The sequence below is a fragment of the Planctomicrobium limosum genome (assembly GCF_051465645.1).
Taxonomy (GTDB): domain Bacteria; phylum Planctomycetota; class Planctomycetia; order Planctomycetales; family Planctomycetaceae; genus Planctomicrobium.
Genome location: NZ_CP195790.1, coordinates 197,903 through 218,295 on the forward strand (window position 1 = coordinate 197,903; position 20,393 = coordinate 218,295).

Here is a 20,393-nt window from a genome sequence, read left to right on the forward strand (position 1 = left end):
TGCTTTGCGATTTTCGCCCAGTGTCACGGAAAGTGTCACTGGGCGAAATCTTTCCATAGCTCGTCGGCAATGTTGTCGGCCTAATGGCTCACGTAAAAGGTCATTGTCGTCGTAATGTCTGCGTGCCTCATCAGCTTCTGAAGTACTGGCGGACGCACTTTGAGCGACCAGCGTGTCCCGAACGATCGTCGAAGATCGTGAGCGGTAGCGTGCTTCTTTCCACCAACCTTCAGCGCTGCTTTTGTGCCGATTTCAGAGACTAAATCCAGATGGGTTCCCGCGAATGATTGTTAGAGGCGAGGGGGATGTACCGCTCGAGGAAGCTGGATTGGCCGAGAGTTATGTCGGATTCGCGACGTGACATTTCCTGCCGGTGATCGTGATTTCGTTTTGAAGGTGGAAGATTGCGAAAGCAAAGTCGGATCTTCAAAAAATCAACTACATTGGGAGACGTCGCTACGAAATTCTGCTTAGCTATCTCGCTTTGGATTTCTTCGGTTGTGGAGGCTGGAGGGTGATTTCGTATTTGTTCTTTCCCTCTTCGACTTCAAGTGAGAGCGGAGTGCTGACGTCGTTTGCGTATGCGTTATCGATCTTCAAGGAGGCGAGGCTTCCTTCTGCTGGGTCGGATTCATTGAGCATCAGGCGGTCCACGATCACTTTGTACGTTCCGACTGGCAGGGGACGCTCAACCTGGAATTGACCGTCTGGCTCAGTCCGGCCTGTTCCGCCCTTCCCTGTCATTGAGTCGTAGAATGCGATTCTCAGGCGTTCAGCTGGAGCTTGTCCGGCGACAGTGACCGTCCCCTGTACTGTTCCCATCGGTTCGCCGCTTTTTGAGCAGCCAACGGAAACAACCAGAAGTAGAGAAGCCAAGAAAGAGCGAAACATGAAACAGAGACTTTCCTGAGTTGAGAGCTGTTCAACGAGAGTGGTTTTCGGAATGCCAAGGCGTGTCTGACATGCGGCATTCAAGCATTCTCTTTTCAAGACTGCTGCGTGGTTACATGTCAGACTGAAAGTGGCTTAGTACTCGCCGATCACCTGACCGTCGTCTTTCATTGCCAGCTTCTTGAATGTCTGGAAATCGACGTTATCTGAGACGAATCGGACAGAGCCATCTCCGAGGACAACGTGAATTCCCCCTGTGTGGAACGAGTTCAGGATGGTGTTGTTGTTGTAGGGGCGACCAGAGCTGGCTTTGTGGATCATTGACGAGTTTGGAAGCCAGCGAACGCATGTCACGCCGGCTTGCCATGAGTCGCGTGTCCCTCCCGATTGGCAACTAGGAGAGTTAATGTCATAGAGTCGGCGTGCCCCGTGCCAGCCTCCATAGTAATTCGATGTCAGGTCTTCCCCATCGACGAGCCCGGATTGTTCGGCGATCAGAATGGTGTTGCTCAGGCCATCGGTGAGGCGGGAGAATCCAAAGGACATGTTGACCGGCATTGCCCCGGTGCTGCAACTCCAGCCTCCTCCGCAGTCGACGTATCCAGTGGTCTGCGTCCAGCTGAAATTCGGAGCGGCTCCTGAGATGGCGATGTAGTGAATCCCCATCCCTTGCCCTGGGTTATAGAAGAGGATGTTTTCACCGTCCCGGTTGGTGTAATCCGTCGGAAACGTTGGGAGAGCACTTGAAGGACAACGGAAGGCGTCGACGACCAGACCGCTGAGGACGCGGTTTCCTTGGTAAGCGTCGGCTGCGGTTCGGCCTGCCGCAAAGCTGGCTGAAAAGTTCAACTGGTTATAGACCGTTGATTGTTCAAGATACGGCAGAATCGAGACTCGCCAGTTGATTGAGTTTTTGATACCTGAGGTCTGGTGAACTGTTGGTCCAAGTGATCCGGCCGGAAGCAGATTGTAGACGTCGTGGTAGTTGTGTAACGCGAGCCCGATCTGCTTCATGTTGTTTTTGCATTGGCTGCGTCGAGCAGCTTCGCGAGCTTGTTGAACTGCCGGGAGCAGAAGCGCCACCAGGATAGCAATGATGGCAATGACGACCAGCAGTTCAATTAAAGTGAATCCACGTTGATGAGCGCGGTGGTGACGTGTCAGCTGTGAATCCATTTCCTCAAAACTCCGAATTGGGTGCCTGCCGAGACAAAATGATGAGCAGTCGATTTCAGGCTCGTCGACGCGATTTCAGTAATGAGTGGATTGTAACTAGCCGTATGCGATCTAAGTGTTAATTTTGCGTAAATTACATGTTGAAAGTGAGATGCGTGCATGTTCTTGTTGTGGGTGTAATGTCCTTTTTTGTAATGGTTTGCGTCTTCGGAGTTCTGTGGTTAAGTCTGTGGTTTGATCCATGAATTTACATTTGTGAATGGGTTGGCATTGTCTGTTGGGGTGTGACGTCCGCCTTGTTTCCAGTGGAATTTTCGGTCTCCGTGGAGAGGTGAGATTCCATCGACGCTGAGTGATGGTTGGGGTAGTATTCACGCCTCAGAGCCATCGACACCGCGGGAGCGAGACATGACGACAGACTACAATCAGGGAAGTACAGCTGAGCAATACAAACAGGCCAAAGAAGATCCCTGGCGGTCCCGGATTGAAACCTTCTCGCTAATGAAAGTTTTGGGTGATCTTCAAGGGCAGAGAGTTGTCGACGCGGCCTGTGGTGAAGGTCACTTTACTCGCAAATTGCGCAACGCCGGTGCAGCCGAAGTGGTTGGCTTTGATATCTCTGAGCGAATGATCGATCTGGCTCGATCACAGGAATCGCAGCAAAAGCTGGGGATTGAATACTGCGTTGCGGACGCTCGCGATGCGGTTGCTCAGCAGGACTATGATCTGGTTGCGTCAGCATGGCTGCTGGTTTACGCCAGAACACGAGCCGAGCTTGATCAGATGTGCCACGGGCTTGCCAGCAGACTGCGCTCCGGCGGGCGTTTCGTGACGTTCACGACGAACCCAGGTCTGTATCACTTTGACCAACGGGCCGACTATCGTAAGTACGGGTTTGAAATCGCTCTTGCAGACGACGTCGAAGAAGGCGCACCGATCCAGTGGCGAATTCCTGTTGGGGATTCAGTACTGGAAATCGAAAACTACTACCTTCCTGTTTCTTCCTATGAAGAGGCATTTCAGAAGGCAGGCTTCAGCGATTTTCGCATTCACGACCCAGAGCTGTCTCCGAATCCGCAGGGAGAGAATGATCAGGAATATTGGAGTGATTTCCTGCGAAATCCCCCTGCTATTCTCATTGAATGCGTGAAGAATTGATCTTCGGATGGCCTTTGGCTGATCTTTGGTTATTCGGTGAGAGTCAGCCCGTGAGGGTGTGGCTCTCCTTGCTTTTGTGAGACAAAAATGAAGCGGCCGTCGCAGAGTTTCACTGGTTCGATGGCCTGATCTCTGAACCCTTCGACATGGACAGAGATTGATTTTGTTCCGACATCAGAGATGTTGGCTTTCAGGAGGATGAGGTCTCCGACCTGAGCCCCGACCAGAAAGTTGATGTCCGAACAATGGACTGTGACGGCACTGTCACAACCAGTTGGAGAATCGTATAAGGCTCGCCGAACGCACATGGCAGCGGCAATGTCCATCTGACTGAGCATTTCCCCACCGAAGATCATCGGGTACATGTAATTAGTCATGTGGGGGAAGACGGTGAACGATGTCTCAAACGTGCGATATCGGAAATTCATTGGTCGGGTCTTGAGGGTTCAAAATCGAATAGGGGATCACCTCTGTTGATGATCCCCTTGAGCGTAAGACGAACTATTTGGCGAGTGAAACGCAGATACATTCTTCATCATTTCGAACAATGATGCAGCGGTTTGCAAACGCCGGTGGGCACCAGACGACTTCACGACCAAAGGCAAAGTTGGTTGGCTTCAACAGCGGAGTTCGATCGAGTTCAGTGAATCCGGTGGGAGTGAGGTTGGCGATCACGAGGTCACCTGTCTCCGTGAACATCCAGAAGCGATCACCCTGCTTTACAATGAACGCAGTCCCTGAGTTAGGGGCTCGCCCGTTTAACAGGTCGCGTGATCGCCAGAGGATTTCACCGCTGGGGATTTGAACTGCGTGGAGATCCCCTTTCTCATGGAACCCGTATAACACGTCTTCTACAACAAATGGTTGTGTGTTGACGGGTGAGATTCCGTGTCGCTGCTTGTCCTGCCAGACCACCTCAGCTTCAGGTTTTTCTGAATTGAGTTTCAGGAGAAGATTCCTTTCCTGGAAACCTCCCACGTACAGGTAATCGCCGATTTTGATCGGTGTCATGATGACGGAACCACTGTCGGCCTTATACGGGAACTCCCAGAACGGCTTACCCGTCTCCGGATCGACAGAATAAATGCCGAGAGCCTTCATCAAGATGAGCTGTCGGCGCCCCCCTGCCTCAATGATGGTCGGTGGACAATAAGCCTGTTCGGTCGCTTTGCCGGCTCTCCAGATTTCTTCTCCGGTCAATTTGTTAAAAGCGGCAGCGTGAGCGACTTCTGTTCCCACAACGCAGATGATCTTGTCTCCATCAATCAGGGGGTGACTCGCGTAACCCCACAATGCAGACTTGGTGTCATATTCTTTCTTGAATTCTTTCGACCAGAGGACCTTCCCGTCTGACACATTCAGGCAGAACAGGTTCCCTTCTGCTCCCAATGTATAGACACGGTCGCCGTCTACGGTTGGTGTGCAGCGAGGTCCGGCTGGATAGGAGATTTCGTAACTGACAGGATATTCGTGCCGCCAGAGTTCTTTTCCTGTGCTCTGATCAAGACACAGGATTCGCTCTTTTCCAACAGCCGGAGCACGTTTGAAGTTGTCGGTTTTAATGTTGTCCTGACTGACGAAGTCGGTGATGAACACACGATTGCCGGAAACCGCTGGGCCTGCGTATCCACCTGCAACAGGCGCTCTCCAGAGGACTTTCGGTCCACCTTCAGGAAACTTCTCTAACAACCCGGTTTCACGCCAGATATTGTCTCGTTTGGGGCCCATCCATTGAGGCCAGTCATCGGCGACGAGTGGGGCAGAAAGACTTGCCAAAACCATCAGTCCGACGTGAGCGAGCAAAAAACGTGACCAGTGACTCATTTGGAGCCTCGTTGCCAGATGTCATTCCATGAGTGTCTGTGTGATACGTCATCACGAAGCGTCACAGGAAGGAAATTGGAATTTTCCCTGTGACAGATCTCTTCTGAACACTCAACTCATCAGGCTTGATGATAGGCCAAGTCTTCAGGAAAGTCCCCCCTTGCTGAAAAAGTTGTGGTCAGGAAGTTCGTTTCAGAGCGAAGACTGTCGAGAACGTCACCGGAGATCACAGGGATGAACTGCTGGCTGGGGTTCACTCCCATTCAGGGGCGTCATCTGAGACAATGGACCTGCAAATCGATTGTCTGCCGGGCGGTTTGGTTGTCAATGGCCGCCCCTGTTTCACTTGTTGTCTGTTTACTTGTTGCTTGTCTTCCTGCTGATTGCTGTTGAGTATGCCTGCTTCCGTTGCTCACCATTCTTCTGAACAGACTCCCAGTCGCTTTGTGATCGGCATCGATCTGGGGACTACGAATTCGGCGGTCTGCTTTGTTGATACGCAGGTTGAGAAATGGCAGGTACAGACATTCTCGGTTCCGCAGTTGATCGCCCCCGGCGAAATTGAGGCTCGGGAGACCTTGCCGAGTTTCAGCTACATTGCCGCGGCACATGAGTTCCCGGTCGGCTCGCTCAACATGCCCTGGGACGTGAATGACAGGAATGATGCGGTCGGAGTGTTTGCCAGAGAACAGGGGAAGCTTGTTCCCGGGCGTGTGGTAGAGTCGGCGAAGTCCTGGCTGTGTCACTCCGGTGTCGACCGGACCTCCGCCCTGCTCCCGTGGCGTGCGTCGGAAGATGTGCCGAGGCGTTCGCCGGTGGAAGTGAGTGCCAGCTTTCTTGCACAGATGCGGGAAGCCTGGAATTCCGCGAATCCTGAGTTCCCGATGGAGCAGCAGGATGTTGTGGTTACGTTACCGGCGTCGTTTGATGAGGTCGCCAGAGAACTGACTGTCGATGCCGCCAAACGGGCGGGAATTCCTCGCATCATGCTGGTTGAGGAACCACAGGCGGCGTTCTACTCATGGTTACATGAACATGCGGATCGGTGGCAGGAGACTGTTTCGCCAGGGCAGAATATTCTCGTCTGCGATATCGGTGGAGGAACGACCGACTTTACTTTGATTCGCGTACGGGAACATGCAACGCAGCAGGTTCAATTTCATCGTGTGGCGGTCGGCGAGCATTTGATTCTCGGAGGAGACAACCTCGATCTGGCTTTGGCTCACTTTCTGGAACCACGATTGGCTCAAGGCAAACAACTGGAGCCGCGCCAGTGGGGAAGCCTCGTTCGCATTTGTCGACATGCAAAAGAAGTTTTGTTCTCGGAGAATGCCCCAGAGTCTTATGTCGTGACGATTCCGGGGTCCGGGACACGTCTGATTGGCGGTGCGTTGAGCGTTGAATTGACGCGAGACGAGGCCATTGGGGTGTTGCTGGAAGGTTTTTTTCCAAAGGTCAAACTGACAGATCGACCGGAAAAGCAGCGATCCGGGTTTCAGGAGTTCGGGCTTCCGTATGCCACTGACCCGGCAGTAACGAAGTATCTTGCTTCGTTCCTTTCGACCCATCTGAAGTCAGGGCTTGATCTCGATGAGAAGGGATCTGATCGACCAGACATCATCCTATTTAACGGGGGAGCCTTTCTTTCTCCATTGATTCAAGAGCGTGTGCTGGATGTTGTGTGCGAGTGGTACTCCGAGAGAGGAACCGGATGGGCTCCGATCGTGCTGGAGAATCCGCGACACGACCTGGCAGTGGCTCGTGGCGCCGCCTATTACGGGATGGTCCGTCGCAATCAGGGGATTCGAATCGCAGCCGGGTTGCCTCGAACCTATTACATCGGAGTCGGAGCGGAAAGCGGAGAGCTGCAGGCTCTCTGTTTGTTGCCAGCGGGGACGGAACCGGGTGTAACGGTCCAGTTACCTGACCACACTTTCACGCTGACAGTAGCGGCGCCAGTTGAATTCCCGTTGTTTCATTCTAGTCTGCGACTGACTGACCCGCCGGGAACGCTTGTTCCTGTCGAGCGTGAGCAGTTAACCGCCCTGCCCCCGATTCGCACGGTGCTGCGTTTCGGAAAGGAAAAGCAAGCGACAACATTAAACGTGAATCTCTACGCGAGTCTCACGGAAATCGGCACGATGCAGGTGTGGTGTCGTGAAGTGGATGGCCCTCGAATATGGCAATTGCAGTTCGATGTGCGCGCTGCGACTCAGACTGATCAATCTGGGCACTCCGGCGCCGGAGAGTCTGCTGGAGTCTTGGATGAGGCGTCTGTCGATCAGGTGAGAACACTGCTGAAGGAGACGTTCAGTCCGCCGTTTTCTCAAAAGCCAGGGGGACTGGCGAAGCGGATTGCGCAGATGCTGGATCTGAGTCGCGATGCCTGGCCACCGGCGTTGTTGCGGCAGATCTGGGAAATTCTGCTTGAGGTGGAATCCGGGCGTAAGAAGAGCGGAGAACATGAAGGACGATGGCTGAATCTGCTGGGGTTCTCGCTGCGGCCTGGTTATGGAGTTGCTCTCGATGATTGGCGCGTTGCTGAGACCTGGAAGCAACTGCGAGGCAAACTCGCCTATCCCGGGGCGGCCAATCTGAATGAGTGGTGGATTCTGTGGCGTCGGGTGGCCGGGGGACTGACAGGTGGTCAGCAACAGGCACTGGCAAATCCGTTGATGACGTCGTTCAAAGAAGAGATGCGACGGACTCGCAATACCGGGAAAGAACGTAAAGGATCAGCGGGATTGGAACCACTCGAACCGTGGCGTCTTCTGGGATCGCTGGAGCGATTGCCCGCAGGTTGGAAGCATGAACTCGGCGAGATTGCGTTCTGGCTTCTTGCTCAGCCGGAACGAAGCGCGTTGTCCCCTGCACTGATTTGGACGATCGGGCGTCTCGGTGCTCGTGAACTGATGTATGGAACGCTCGGTGATGTTGTAGATGTGAATGTTGCAGCAGAGTGGGCTCGAAAGTTGCTGAATGAGCGGCATCCGAATGAGAATCATTTCCTGGCGATGATGCAGCTCTCCAGAAAAACCGGCGATCGTTATCGCGACTTGTCTGAAGCGGATCGAGTCAAAATCGTGAAGTGGATGGAGAGTCATTCTGCCCCGGAACGGCTCATTGAATTGGTTCGCGAAGTGGGAGAAATGGCAGGCGAAACTTCGGCGATGATCTTCGGAGACAGTCTTCCTGTCGGCCTTCAATTGCGTCGATAATCAGGCAAATTCCGCAATAAAAAGTGGTCTTGGCCCACTTTTTGCCAACCGATATGCTTCGACATCGAATAGATGGATATTTGTGGTTGAGGTGGATGAGAAATCGCCTCATTCTTGTTCGGAGCGATGTTACGGAATTGACCGGATCAGGTGGTTCGGAGTTTGAGTTCCAATAACCGTGACATTGCTTTGAAAGACGCTCAGTTTTTTGAGAGACAATCCAATGCCGATTGTGTCACAACAAGTTCCGGTGACCGTTTACATTCGCACACTCAATGAGGAGCGATGTATTCGGCTGGTGCTGGATGCAGTCAAAGACCTGACCGATGACATTGTTCTGGTCGATTCCGGTTCGACTGACCGGACGATTGAGATCGCTCACCAGTTTGGTGCTCGAGTTGTCAATCAGAAATGGCTGGGATACGGATTCCAAAAGCGGGTGGGAGAAGAGAACGCCCGATATGACTGGGTGCTGGATCTCGATGCCGATGAGATCGTCAGTCACGAGATGGCGAACGAGATTCGGAAGGTGTTCGAAGCGGGGCCTCCCACACCGATTGCCTATCGCATTCGTCAGACTCAGGTGTTCCCATCGGGATTTGTGCACCCCGACATGGCTACGAGTTTGAGAATGAAGTTTTATAACCGAACAAAAATCCGGATGCCGGAGTCCGCTGTCTGGGATCAGTTCGATTTCCCGAAAGGCGAAAAAGCTCCAGTCCTCAACGGAGCGTTATGGCACTTCGGGTTTAATACTTTCAGCAGTTTGTCACGTAAGCAGGAAGCGGCGACAACGCATTACATGAAGGGGATTTCAAAGAAGTCCTTGAGATCACTTTCTTACCGCATTCTTTTCTGCTTCCCTGTTTACTTCTTTAAGAAGTTGCTGCTGCAGGGAGGCTGGAGAGGCGGCATGGAAGGGTACATCTTCTCGTTTATCTGTGCTTACAATAACTGGATGAAGAACGTCAAACTCTACGAGCGCGACTATATGGAAGCAGCAACACCAGAAGCTGCTTTGGAAAAAGCCGGGCATCGCTTTTCCTTCGATGAAGATCCACAACAGGCAATTCGGCAAAGTGCAGCGTAACCTGATTTAATCAATCAGCGATTCGCAGTGTTTGTTGGATCAAGCTTGTTGTCGATGCTCGTCCCGTCGCGGTCGAATTGGACAGTATTCCAGCGTGTACTTCGAATTCGGAAATCGGCGTTTCATGGGGCACGGATGCTGATGGACGGTCATCAGGAGACCGAATTTGTCACATCCAGAAGGGTGAAAATGCAGAAGTACACATTAGTTATTACCAGCTGTGACAGATTCGATCTGCTTGAAGCGACACTGCGTTCACTGATGCCCCGACTGGATGAAGGGCTTCAGGAAGTCGTGATTGCAGAAGACTCTGGAAATCCGGCGGTCTATGATGTCGTCAAGAAGGTGGGGATCGAAGCTCAGATCCTGCTGAATTCCCCGCGACTGGGACAGCTGGCAAGCATTGACCGTGCTTACAGCGTGGTGAAGACAGACTATATCTTCCATTGTGAAGATGACTGGGAATTTTTTGACGGCGGGTTTGTTCAACCGTCTCTGCAGTTGCTGGATCAATTCGAGAAGATCTCTATGGTCTCTCTGCGTGCTCGAGATGATCTCGACCGGCGCCACCGAAATCAGACTTCGACAGTCTGGAATGGAATTTCGTTCATCGCGGCTGATCCGACTGCTCATCCGGAATACTTTGGGTATGCATTCAACCCGGGGATGAGACGCATTTCTGACTATCGTCGCTTTGGTCCATTTAAGGACTATCGCGGTGAACGTGAAGTGTCGTATTGCTTCAAGTCGATGGGCTATCACATCGTGGCGTTAGAGCCGCCAGCAGTGCGGCACATTGGCTGGGATCGTCATATTCACGATCCGAAAGATGTGATTCGCGCAGCAGACTTTTTTGCCAGACTCAAGCATTCCGTCTGGTTACGCTACATGCGTATGAAACGGAATCTCTTTCGCCACAACGACCCTGCTTATCAGTTGAAACAGGGCCGTGGGCCATTTGCAGAATCCCGTTTTGAACCTGCGACCCGACAGACGGTTTCGAAGTAACGACTTCTCTTGTGTTCTCGTGAACCGGGATCAGATCAGGACTCGAATGAGTTCTTCGACAGACGTTTCTCCGTTGAGAACTTTCTCGCGAGCCGCATCTTCGAGTGAAGACATTCCCTGTTCCTGAGCGTATGCGGAGATCGTTCCTCCCGGCTTTCCGACCAGCAGCATCTCGCGAATCGTGGCGTCGACGGACATCACTTCGAAGATTCCAGTTCTTCCAAAATAGCCTGTGTGGAAGTTAGCGTCTGAAGGGACTCCCTTCACCAGTCGGGTGCTTCGTGCATCTTCCGGCGAGAGCTTCAGAAACTCCGCTGTCACCGCATCTGGTTCATAGAGTTCGCGATCTCTGGTGCAGACTTTACGCAACAAACGCTGCGCGATAATGCACTTGATGGAGTCGGCCAGAAACATTCTCGGAACCTGAAACTCACGGAACATGTCGATCGTGGCTCCAGTGTTTCCGGCGTGCAAAGTGCTGAGAACTCTGGTTCCTGTAAGTCCGGCTCGAATCGCAATGTGAGCGGTTTCTGAATCGCGAATCTCCCCGACCATGATTACGTCTGGATCCTGTCGCAGAATCCCGCGGAGTGCTTCGACAAACCCGAAGTCGACCTTCTGGTCGATCTCGACCTGATTCACTCCGTCAACGCGTCGCTCAACAGGATCTTCGATCGAGACCAGACTGAGCGCTGGATCATTCAAGGCGGACAGACATGTATATGTCGTCGTGCTTTTGCCGCTTCCGACGGGCCCGACACTCAGGACGACGCCGAACGGGCAATGAATCCCCTGCTCGACCTTTGTGATCTGCGCCGGTGTCATTCCGAGATCAGCGAGATTTGCGAACTGGGCCTCGTTGGGCATCAACCGCATGACGACTCGTTCGCCATAAACTGTGGGACCTGATCCGACACGAACGTCACGGCGGTGGCGGAGCATCTGCGAGGAGATGCGCCCGTCCTGCGCAGAGCGCCGGTCGGTGATGTCCATGTTCGCCAGAATCTTGACGCGGGAAATCACCGAGTGCGTGTATTGCTGCTCCAGTTTGAGAATGGGGTGCATGACCCCATCCAATCGCAGGCGGACATGCAGGCCATCGCGTTGAGGGTCGAAATGGATGTCGGTTGCCCCCAGTTCAAAAGCACGCTCAAGAAGGAGCTCGACGAGAGGGGCTGCTCCGACGAGGCTGATCAGGCCGTAAAGTTCTTCCTGTAAGGCCCGTTGTCGAGCTTCGATGGGAAGCGCATCGTTCCTGATTGCTGCCCGCCGAATTTCGTGCCCCAGACGTGAATGGTCAGGGACCGGTGTCTGGATTTCCTTGTCTGAATTCGCCATGACTGACCTCTGGAATCGATGCTGAGCGTCTGAAGTGACTGCTGAACGGAACCGTGTTGCCGGTCTGGAATCTCACTTGATCTTATCACATCTCCGCAGTTGCCATGTCCATGTTCCGGAATCAGGGAGATTCCGAGTTGCGTTAATGGCGAGAAACATAGAGCAGGATTGCGGCGACGATGATCAGAACGGTGATTGCCCCGAGTGTGAAGTACAGGATGCGAAAGGGGGGGCTGTCTTTGGCTCCGTGATTGTCGTCAGCTTTCGGAGCGATTCCTGCTGGGCCGAATGTTGAAGCCGCCTCGAATTCGGGATGCGTGTAGATCGAGATGTTGGGAACCGTATCCGTGCGCGACGTTGCTGAAGAATGGACAATCTTGATTCCCAGCTTCTTCTCGGCCGCACGCAAGTCTGTCACCAGTGGCCAGACCGTATCGAGAGCTGCCAGATGAATCACTTCTTTCACGGTCGGGTGCGAACAGACAACGACCATCTTTCCATTACGCGCCTGCACGACTTTCCAGATACGGACCATCAGGGCCACAATCGAGCTACCCATGTATGTCAGCGTGGAAAGATCGATGATACAGGCAGGGGCGTTGCGTCCCTCCAGATTCGTGCGGACTCCGGTGCCGAATTCTTCAATCTCCGTCCAGCTGGATTGCAAAACTGGGGGGCGAAGCACGACTGTGACATATTCCTTCTGAGAGATGAGTTCACACGGCGTCGTGGATGTCATGTTGGTTCCTTCAGCCATTGAATCGCTCATCGGATTTTCGGGCCGATGTGCCTGAGGGCAGCGTATCTCAAATGTTGAGAACGCATTGGGATCGATTCATGTCTGGTTCCTGCATCCTAACGTGTTCTTCGGAATTCTCCACTATCAGTCAACTTTGATGCCACATTGGAAAGATCAGCAAGCCGAGGTGTCGCGATGGAAAGCAGCGTGAGGCGTTCTGAGTGAAACAGGGACCCGATTTGACTACTATTCTGAGGTTCATGACTTCATGTGACTGGTGAGAGGATCTGATGGGACGCATCGGACTGGCATTTCGTGTTTTCTTTAATGTTCTGTTCAATGCCCAGAAGGCGGATCGGGTACGCGCATTGGAACTGGCCGAGCCGGAAGTCGATGCGACCGCACCGGCGGCCCCAGTTGAAAAGCCGGTGGTCGCGACTCCGGTCGCCAAGTCTGCTCCATTGCCGGAAGCAGAACCGGCTCGCAGCGAAGCGCTGACTCTTTTGGAAACGCTGCAGCGAGAAGCACGATTTCTCGACTTCATACAGGAAGACATTTCTGCGTATACGGATCAACAAGTGGGAGGCGCGGTTCGCGATGTTCACCGTGGTTGTCATGCCGCCCTTCAGCGTCTTTTCGATCTGAAGCCTGCGACTGATGTGGCAGAAGGCCAAAAGTTGACCGTGGACGGTAACCAATCTGCAGCACGAGTCCGGCTTGTTGGACGTGTCGTTGAGAGCCGACCAGTCACCGGGGTTGTTGTGCATCCCGGCTGGCAGGCTGGCCGATGCGAACTGCCGACCTGGAACGGTGCATCTGAGAACAGGTTATTGCTCGCTCCTGTGGAAGTCGAACTGAGCTGATCAGTGGCGATCTGTTGATTGAAGCTGTTTGTGATTGAAGCTGTTGATGCGCACCGATGGCTGGTAAATGGACTTCAGTCGTTTGTGAATGCAATGTTCTGAGAGTGACGCACGACCAACTCAATCTTATCCCCATGAGATCAGTCTCGTGGATTTTGTGTGACGGCAATGTGCCGTAAAAAGGTTGCCATGAGCGCTGAATATGTCATTGGGATCGATCTGGGAACAACGAACAGTGTTGTCAGCTATTGCGCTGCCAATGCCGAGTTTCCTCAGATGGAGCTGTTGTCGATTCCACAGTTGGTGGCTCCGGGGACGATTGAAGCTCGGGCGAGTTTGCCGTCGTTTCTGTATCTCGCTCCTCAGGAAGACGCCGGGTTCGCGCTCCCCTGGGCAGACAAACGAGATTACGTTGTCGGAGAGTGGGCGCGCAGACAGGCGGCAGAAGCTCCTGATCGAACTGTGACAGGGGCCAAGTCGTGGCTTTGCTACAGCCGAGTTGACCGCCATCAGGCGATTCTCCCTTGGGGCGCACCTGAGGAAGTACGAAAGATTTCTCCGGTCACGGCGTCCCAGTATTGTCTGGAACATCTGGTCGCAGCATGGAATCAGCAGTTCCCGAATGCCCTGCTCAAGCAGCAGCGCGTCGTGTTGACTGTGCCTGCGTCATTCGATGCCAGTGCTCGCGAATTGACGAGAGAGGCAGCACTTGCAGCGGGTTTGCCAACTGATTTCATTCTGCTCGAAGAACCACAGGCAGCAGTCTATTCCTGGCTCGCTCAGGCAGGCGATCGCTGGCGAAAGATGGTCAAGGTCGGCGACACGATTCTGGTTGTGGACGTGGGTGGCGGCACAACAGATCTCACGTTGATCAGCGTCGCTGAAGAGAATGGTCAGTTGCAATTGCAGCGAGTCGCGGTCGGTGACCATCTGCTCGTCGGCGGCGACAATATGGATCTGACGCTTGCGCATCATGCGGCAGCGAAATTCGGTGAGATCGGTACCCAACTCGATCCATGGCAATCGGTCTCGCTCTGGCATGCCTGTCGGCTGGCGAAAGAAAGTCTGTTGGGAGACGCTGGAGGAGAGACATACTCTGTGACGGTTCAGGGGCGTGGGCGAAAACTTGTCGGCGGTGCCGTCAGTATTGATCTCGACCGAGCATCGACACAGCAACTCCTGTTGGATGGATTTCTTCCGGAGTGTGGATTGGACTCGGTTGTCCAGCGTCGACGTGCTTCAGGATTTCAGCAGATCGGGTTGCCCTTCGAAACCGAGACTGGAGTGACACGACATGTTGTTGACTTCCTGAAACGGCACGGAGGCGATCAAACTGTCGTTCGTCCAACCGATATTCTCGTCAATGGGGGTGTCTTCAAGGCGGAAGCTCTGCAGAATCGGTTGTTGACTGTGATGGCAGGTTGGTTTCCCGACGCTCCACCAAAATCGCTCGCAGGGGAACGTGACCTCGACCACGCCGTAGCGCGCGGGGCCGCGTACTATGGTTGGGCGAAAGATCATGGCGGCGTTCGCATTCATGGGGGAACGGCTCAATCGTATTACGTCGGAATTGAAACGTCAGGACTGGCAATTCCGGGGGCTCCCCGCCCATTGAATGCACTCTGCGTCGTCCCCCGAGGGATGGAAGAAGGGTCTCAGATCTCCATTCCGTCTGGTGAGTTTGGACTGATTGTTGGAGAACCAGCGCAGTTCCGCTTTTTCAGTTCCGCTGTTCGTAAAGATGACCGACCTGGCGAACTCTTACGCAGTTGGGAACCAGACGAATTGTCTGAAACAGATCCATTGGAAGCGACCCTGCCCCTCGAAGATGGGAATGCGGGGGGATATGTTCCTGTGACATTCCAATCTGTCATTACCGAGTTGGGGGTCTTTGAACTTTGGTGCGTCAGCACGACATCTGATCGACGCTGGAAACTGGAGTTCAGTGTTCGGGATTCTGACGATTAAGCGGGTTCGGCCTCCACTGCACTCTCATGCTCGCCGTTGCTGCCACGCGAATGCGGAGTTCACTCGCAATCAATCCCGATCGGGTGCAGCAAGTTGAGACAAACAGGAACGACGTTGATGAATGTCGACGTTGTTCCTTGTTTTTTGTGCTGAGCAGCGAATGCGCTCACCATTGCGTGCTCCTTGTCATTCATTGCAAGGTGATGGTGAAGTAGGAAGAAGTTGTTGCGAGATGATCCAGTATTTCAATCCAATTTGACCGGGGAATTGCGGTGGATCGGAACGAATAGTGGAATGTCGTGAGTTATGTGAAAAGCAGCTCCCCGCTTTGAAACCCCATCGTTATTGAACAGGTAAAGATAAAAGCAGGATGTCGTTGGCTACATCTTGCAATCTGTCTTTGCAATCATCCCCTGCCCCAATCGGCGTCGGAAACTCAACTGTCAGCTGGAATCGTATATTGGCTGTCGCTGGGGCGTTGATGGTTGAGGCGTCTGAGCATCAGGATGCAGGATGGCCTGCAGGATGTGTTGGTCGGAAGTCGATGACAAGTTGAATGAGATGAGTTTGCGTGTTGTTCTGGTTCATGCTGATCGTACTGGCTTGTTGTTCAGGGAGTGAGCCATTAATCGTGTCCTGAATTACAAACTGATTTGCTTGCTGGTCTCGTTCTGTGCGTTTACCGGTTCGGTTGCGCGGGCAGATGAGTGCGATGAGTTTGCAGTTCCCTGGGGAATTCTGACAGTACGAAGCCTCGATCAGGCGTATACGGCTTTCAATCGTGCCTCCATTGAAACTTCACGCGATAACCTGAACGCAACCGCGAATCGGATCGCACTACTACGCATTTTCCCGGGGATCGATTCTGGTCGTCCGCTCACGCTGAAGGTGGCTCGGCCAGCTGCCGGGGTTGATCGTCCGATCTGGATTATCTCGATTCCCGTCTCGGATGCGATGCTCCTCATCAACTCAATCAAACAGCTTCCCCATATTAAGGTGACTGATCACTCTGAGAATCGCTGGTTGCTTCGAGGGTATCGCGGCGAAATGAACGCGGTCGCGCAGCAGAACCGGTTACTGATCAGCAACCTTCCTAATGCATTTGCCTGCCCGGATGTTGTTGAGGAGCTCAGTCATGAGCCAGTGGCGGAGAGCGATTTTGCCTTGCGAATCCAACCTAAGGGAATTTCTGTTGATGTGATGAATGAGGTGAAAAGTCAGATTCGTTCCAGACTGAATCGGATCTCGGACGATCAATTGCAAGATGCAACATCAGATACGCGACTTGAGGTTGCGACACTGCATTTTCTGAACAACGGGATTACCCGTTGGATTGACTCGATTGACTGGTTCGAAGCGAAGTTGAATCTCAGTCAGGTGTTCGATGTCGATATTCGCATACAAGCGACTCCCGGCTCGAATATGGAACGGGATCTGAAGAAAATTGCCCCTGAATCAACACAGTTCTTTCGACCACCATTGCACCCGGTCGCTGCCCGCCTCGCGGTCGCTGTCAATGTGCCTGGTGAAGTCCAGGATCTTCTGGCAATTGCATTTGAGCAAGTCAGAGATCGGGTCAGCAGCGGAATGAAGATGACCCTGCATCCAAAGGATCAGGAAGCAGCAGTCGGCGGATTTCAGACAATAATTTCGACCATTTCATTGGGGCGTATCGAGTCTTATCTGGAGATTGTTTCCCTAAGTAATTCGCGAGTGATGAGCTTTGGAAGCATTCGGGCGCAACGTACCGACCTGATGGCGAAGTCGTTGGCGACAGTGTTTCCACTGGCGGAGAAAGCTGGAGATTTAAAAGATGTGACCATGGAGGTTGTCAAGCAGGGCGATATTCAGGTTCATCGGCTGCGTCCCAGAAAGTATCGCAAGCACGACATTGTGCTCTATGGGCCAGACCCATTTCTTCTGATTGGAACAAACCGCGATCATTACTTCTTTACATTTGGAGGCACTCAACCGGAGGCAACGATTCTTGGGTTGAAGCAAGATGTCGTCGCCAAGCCTGATCTTGTGTCAGCAAGTTTTCATCTGCGGCCGTGGATCCAGTTACTGCAGACTGTGACTCCAAACGTTAAGGAAGTCGCCAGAGTGGCTGCATTGTTCCCGGCAGGCGGCCCGACTGTAATACCACGTGATCAGGCTTCGGGCGAGTTGCCGAAGGAGATCGAAGAATGCTTGCAGGTGCAGATCAGAGCCGATTCGAATCAGCTTCAATTTCATCTCCAGGCAGATTCCAATCTACTGAAACTGGCTCGATTATTGAAATCTGAGTAGCCGGTTCAGACATAATTCTGTGACAGCGTGACATCGCGGCTTGGGATCACTGGCAATGCCATGTGAGCCGTTTCTGAATGTCCAGCCGCATTGGAACGATGCCTGAATCGAACTCGTTCTAAGAGCGTAACCGGGTGACCGTCTGGCTGATAATTTGAATTGCCGAATCAATTTCTTCTTCGGTATTGAGATGGCTCACAGACAGGCGGAGCGCTGATGAATAGCGATCGGCCGAAAGTCCCATGCCGACAAGTACCGGCGAGGGCATCAATGATCCACTCGCGCAGGCACTCCCCAGCGAACAGCAGACACCAGCAATGTCGAGAGCGATCATTAACGGATCTCCCTCGACTCCCGGAAATGAAAGGTTTGCAGTGTTCGGCAGTCGGTGAGACGTGTCTCCATTGACGAAGACAGGCGGGCAGCTTTGGATCAATCCTGCTTCCAGACGGTCTCTGAGTCTGCTGATTCTTTCGACCCGCTCGACCCTATTGGTATGCCAGTTACGCAGTGCAGTGTTCATTCCTACCGCGAGCATCACCGGCTCCGTCCCTGCCCGTCTCCCTGCCTCCTGATGTCCCCCAAGGAGCAGCGTTGGAAACTCAACTCCCTGACGAATCAGGAGTGCGCCAATTCCACGTGGACCATGAAACTTGTGAGCTCCAACCGACATCGTTGTTGCCCCGAGTGCTCGAAAGTCGACATCGATCTTTCCAGCGGCCTGAACAGCGTCAACGTGAAATGGAATTCCCTGCTTGGAGCAGCGCTGAATCAACGGTCGCAGATGTTGAATGACGCCGGTTTCATTATGCGCCAGTAACGCTGTTGCGAATCGAACATCGTCGAGCGGAATGCTTTCAATGTCCGATTGAATCCGGCCTGATTCATTCAGTTCGAGTTCAATGCGTTTCCACCCGAGAGAGACTAGCCGTTGGATCGGTTCGTCTGTTGCCGGATGTTCTCCGGGCGGGAGCAATATCGTACCAGTTCGACTCTCTCCGGTCGGCAGCCCATTGAAGCTGGAGTGCGCCAAGCCTGAGATTGCGAAGTTATTCGATTCGGTTCCACCGGACGTGAAGACGACCTCCTGCGGAGCAGCATTCAAGATCTCTGCGATTGATTCGCGGGCATCCTCCAGCGCCTGACGAGCGCGACGTCCTGCCAGATGGCGACTCCCGGGATTGCCCCATGCCCGTCCAGCAACACGAACCATTGCTTCCAGAGCCTCTGGATCAATTGGGGTGGTCGCATTGTTGTCGAGATACAGCATCTTACAGGTGACGTGCGTGCCAGTCGGTTCGATGACGGCAAGGAAGATCAGGTTAAGGCCACATGTTACGCCGAACGGGTCTAACCTTTGAATCGTTTGAAAATCAGCGTAATGTTCTGGCCGCCGAATCCAAAACTATTCGACAAGGCCACTTCCACCGTGGATTCACGAGCTTCGTTCGGGACATAGTCCAGATCGCAATCGGCGTCGGAATGGGTGTAGTTGATCGTTGGCGGAATGACACCGTGTTTCATGGCGAGAAGACTGACAATCGCCTCGGCACTCCCCGCAGCAGCGATCAGATGTCCCATCATGCTTTTGGAACTGGAAACCGGGATGCTGTATGCCTGCTCTTTGAAGATTTTCTTGAGTGCAAGCGTTTCGACGCGGTCGTTCACCGGAGTGCTTGTTCCGTGAGCGTTCACATAGTGGATGTCATTGACGGTACATCGTGCGTCGTTCAAAGCCATCTGAATGCAAGACGTGGCTCCGCGTCCATCTGGATGAATGTCAGTGATACGGTAAGCGTCGGCCGTTGATCCGTACCCGGCAATCTCACCATAGATCGTGGCGCCGCGTTGCTTGGCGTGCTCCAATTCCTCAAGAATCAGCATGGCTGCCCCTTCCCCGAGGACGAAGCCATCGCGATCACGGTCAAACGGACGGGATGCCGTTTGTGGACTTTCGTTCTGCGTCGACAAGGCTGTCAGGAGATTAAAGCCAGTCAGTCCAAACGGGTGGATCATGCTGTGAGATCCCCCAGAGAGCATGATATCTGCTTCTCCCTGACGAATGATCTCGGTTGCTTCTCCAATTGCCTGACTTGATGCGGCGCAGGCAGTCAAACTGTTCAGGTTAGGCCCTTGAGCATTGAACAAGCTTGCGAGGTGTCCCGCCGGCATGTTGGGTTCCTGGTCCAGTTCCCGTCGAGGGTTCATCTGATTGAGCCCTTCTCTGGTGAAACGGTCCATATCAAAGTCCCCGTCACGCTGAGCATCTGCGAGCAGTCGCATGAACAGGTAGAAGTCTTGCTGCCCTTCCCCTGCTCCCAGATAAACTCCAAATCGGGTTGGGTCAAACTCGCCATCTGTCAGCCCGGAGTCGTTCATGGCCTGAAGTCCGGCACCAATCGCGAATTGAATGTTTCGGCCCGAATATTCGAAGCGCTCCGGATTCTCAATGATTGAATTGAAATCGAAGCCTTTAACTTCAGCGGCAATGCGCGTCGGGAAGCTGCTCGCGTCGAACAGTGTGATCATGTCGACGCCGCTCCGTCCTGTGGTCAAAGATTGCCACAGCGATGGAATGTCGTTTCCAAGTGGGGTGATGCAGCCCATGCCAGTGACAACAACGCGCCTTCTCATAGGTTTTCCTGCTTGCCAATGGCCCTTTCAGTAGATGCGCGACGTTCGTCAAATCGGGAAATGACAGCCCAGTGGTTCCAACTTGAAATTCAATCGTTTCAACCACGGAATGAGGAAGTCGGACAATGGCTCACTCCTTAAACAGTTGGACGTACGAGGCTGTTTTGTGATCGGTTCGAAGTCGGACAAACCCTCAC

Annotated in this window: 16 protein-coding genes; 7 read left to right on the forward strand and 9 right to left on the reverse strand. The window is 53.2% G+C overall.

Annotated elements, in window-relative coordinates; genetic code table 11:
* Window positions 1-80: 80 nt before the first annotated feature.
* From SH527x_RS00740 to SH527x_RS00750, 3 genes are all read right to left on the reverse strand, one after another.
* Window positions 81-269 carry a tyrosine-type recombinase/integrase gene (locus tag SH527x_RS00740; RefSeq protein ID WP_437194663.1) on the reverse strand — a complete coding sequence of 63 codons (189 nt, stop codon included), beginning with the start codon at window positions 267-269 and terminating at the stop codon, window positions 81-83.
* 205 nt (window positions 270-474) lie between these two features.
* Window positions 475-891, reverse strand: a complete 417-nt coding sequence (locus SH527x_RS00745; RefSeq protein ID WP_437192743.1) for a carboxypeptidase-like regulatory domain-containing protein — start codon at window positions 889-891, stop codon at window positions 475-477.
* Window positions 892-1,026: 135 nt separating this feature from the next.
* Entirely contained in the window at window positions 1,027-2,067 is a 1,041-nt protein-coding gene (locus SH527x_RS00750) for a DUF1559 family PulG-like putative transporter (RefSeq protein WP_437192744.1), read from the reverse strand.
* Between the two features lie 408 nt (window positions 2,068-2,475).
* On the opposite strand from SH527x_RS00750, the gene SH527x_RS00755 reads away from it, so the two are divergent.
* Window positions 2,476-3,225: a class I SAM-dependent methyltransferase gene (locus SH527x_RS00755; RefSeq protein ID WP_437192745.1), complete on the forward strand. Its 750-nt coding sequence runs from the start codon at window positions 2,476-2,478 to the stop codon at window positions 3,223-3,225.
* A gap of 29 nt (window positions 3,226-3,254) precedes the next feature.
* Here the strand turns inward: SH527x_RS00755 and SH527x_RS00760 are convergent, their stop codons facing one another.
* A complete protein-coding gene (locus tag SH527x_RS00760; RefSeq protein WP_437192746.1) occupies window positions 3,255-3,653 on the reverse strand; it encodes an acyl-CoA thioesterase in 399 nt (132 codons plus the stop codon).
* Between the two features lie 73 nt (window positions 3,654-3,726).
* The gene (locus SH527x_RS00765) at window positions 3,727-5,049 is read right to left on the reverse strand and encodes a PQQ-binding-like beta-propeller repeat protein (RefSeq protein WP_437192747.1); all 1,323 of its coding nucleotides are present in this window, start codon (window positions 5,047-5,049) and stop codon (window positions 3,727-3,729) included.
* A gap of 395 nt (window positions 5,050-5,444) precedes the next feature.
* On the opposite strand from SH527x_RS00765, the gene SH527x_RS00770 reads away from it, so the two are divergent.
* The 3 genes from SH527x_RS00770 (at window position 5,445) to SH527x_RS00780 (ending at window position 10,365) form a co-directional block, all read left to right on the forward strand.
* A complete protein-coding gene (locus SH527x_RS00770; protein WP_437192748.1) occupies window positions 5,445-8,267 on the forward strand; it encodes an Hsp70 family protein in 2,823 nt (940 codons plus the stop codon).
* Between the two features lie 223 nt (window positions 8,268-8,490).
* Window positions 8,491-9,357, forward strand: coding sequence for a glycosyltransferase family 2 protein (locus SH527x_RS00775; protein ID WP_437192749.1), 867 nt, complete (start codon window positions 8,491-8,493; stop codon window positions 9,355-9,357).
* Between the two features lie 189 nt (window positions 9,358-9,546).
* Complete coding sequence (locus SH527x_RS00780; RefSeq protein ID WP_437192750.1) at window positions 9,547-10,365, forward strand: glycosyltransferase family 2 protein; 819 nt, start codon at window positions 9,547-9,549, stop codon at window positions 10,363-10,365.
* A 30-nt stretch (window positions 10,366-10,395) separates the two neighbouring features.
* On the opposite strand, the gene SH527x_RS00785 is transcribed toward SH527x_RS00780, so the two are convergent.
* Both SH527x_RS00785 and SH527x_RS00790 read right to left on the reverse strand, forming a co-directional pair.
* On the reverse strand, window positions 10,396-11,703 hold the full coding sequence (locus tag SH527x_RS00785; RefSeq protein ID WP_437192751.1) for a GspE/PulE family protein: 1,308 nt from the start codon (window positions 11,701-11,703) through the stop codon (window positions 10,396-10,398).
* A gap of 142 nt (window positions 11,704-11,845) precedes the next feature.
* Window positions 11,846-12,442, reverse strand: a complete 597-nt coding sequence (locus SH527x_RS00790; protein ID WP_437192752.1) for an STAS domain-containing protein — start codon at window positions 12,440-12,442, stop codon at window positions 11,846-11,848.
* A 290-nt stretch (window positions 12,443-12,732) separates the two neighbouring features.
* Here SH527x_RS00790 and SH527x_RS00795 point away from each other — a divergent pair, with 290 nt between their 5' ends.
* The 3 genes from SH527x_RS00795 (at window position 12,733) to SH527x_RS00805 (ending at window position 17,562) form a co-directional block, all read left to right on the forward strand.
* Window positions 12,733-13,305 carry a DUF2760 domain-containing protein gene (locus SH527x_RS00795; RefSeq protein WP_437192753.1) on the forward strand — a complete coding sequence of 191 codons (573 nt, stop codon included), beginning with the start codon at window positions 12,733-12,735 and terminating at the stop codon, window positions 13,303-13,305.
* A gap of 189 nt (window positions 13,306-13,494) precedes the next feature.
* Window positions 13,495-15,273 carry an Hsp70 family protein gene (locus SH527x_RS00800; RefSeq protein ID WP_437192754.1) on the forward strand — a complete coding sequence of 593 codons (1,779 nt, stop codon included), beginning with the start codon at window positions 13,495-13,497 and terminating at the stop codon, window positions 15,271-15,273.
* A 657-nt stretch (window positions 15,274-15,930) separates the two neighbouring features.
* Window positions 15,931-17,562, forward strand: coding sequence for a hypothetical protein (locus tag SH527x_RS00805; RefSeq protein ID WP_437192755.1), 1,632 nt, complete (start codon window positions 15,931-15,933; stop codon window positions 17,560-17,562).
* A 118-nt stretch (window positions 17,563-17,680) separates the two neighbouring features.
* On the opposite strand, the gene SH527x_RS00810 is transcribed toward SH527x_RS00805, so the two are convergent.
* Entirely contained in the window at window positions 17,681-18,832 is a 1,152-nt protein-coding gene (locus SH527x_RS00810; protein ID WP_437192756.1) for a cysteine desulfurase family protein, read from the reverse strand.
* 80 nt (window positions 18,833-18,912) lie between these two features.
* A complete protein-coding gene (fabF, locus tag SH527x_RS00815; protein ID WP_437192757.1) occupies window positions 18,913-20,196 on the reverse strand; it encodes a beta-ketoacyl-ACP synthase II in 1,284 nt (427 codons plus the stop codon).
* Between the last annotated feature and the right edge of the window lie 197 nt (window positions 20,197-20,393).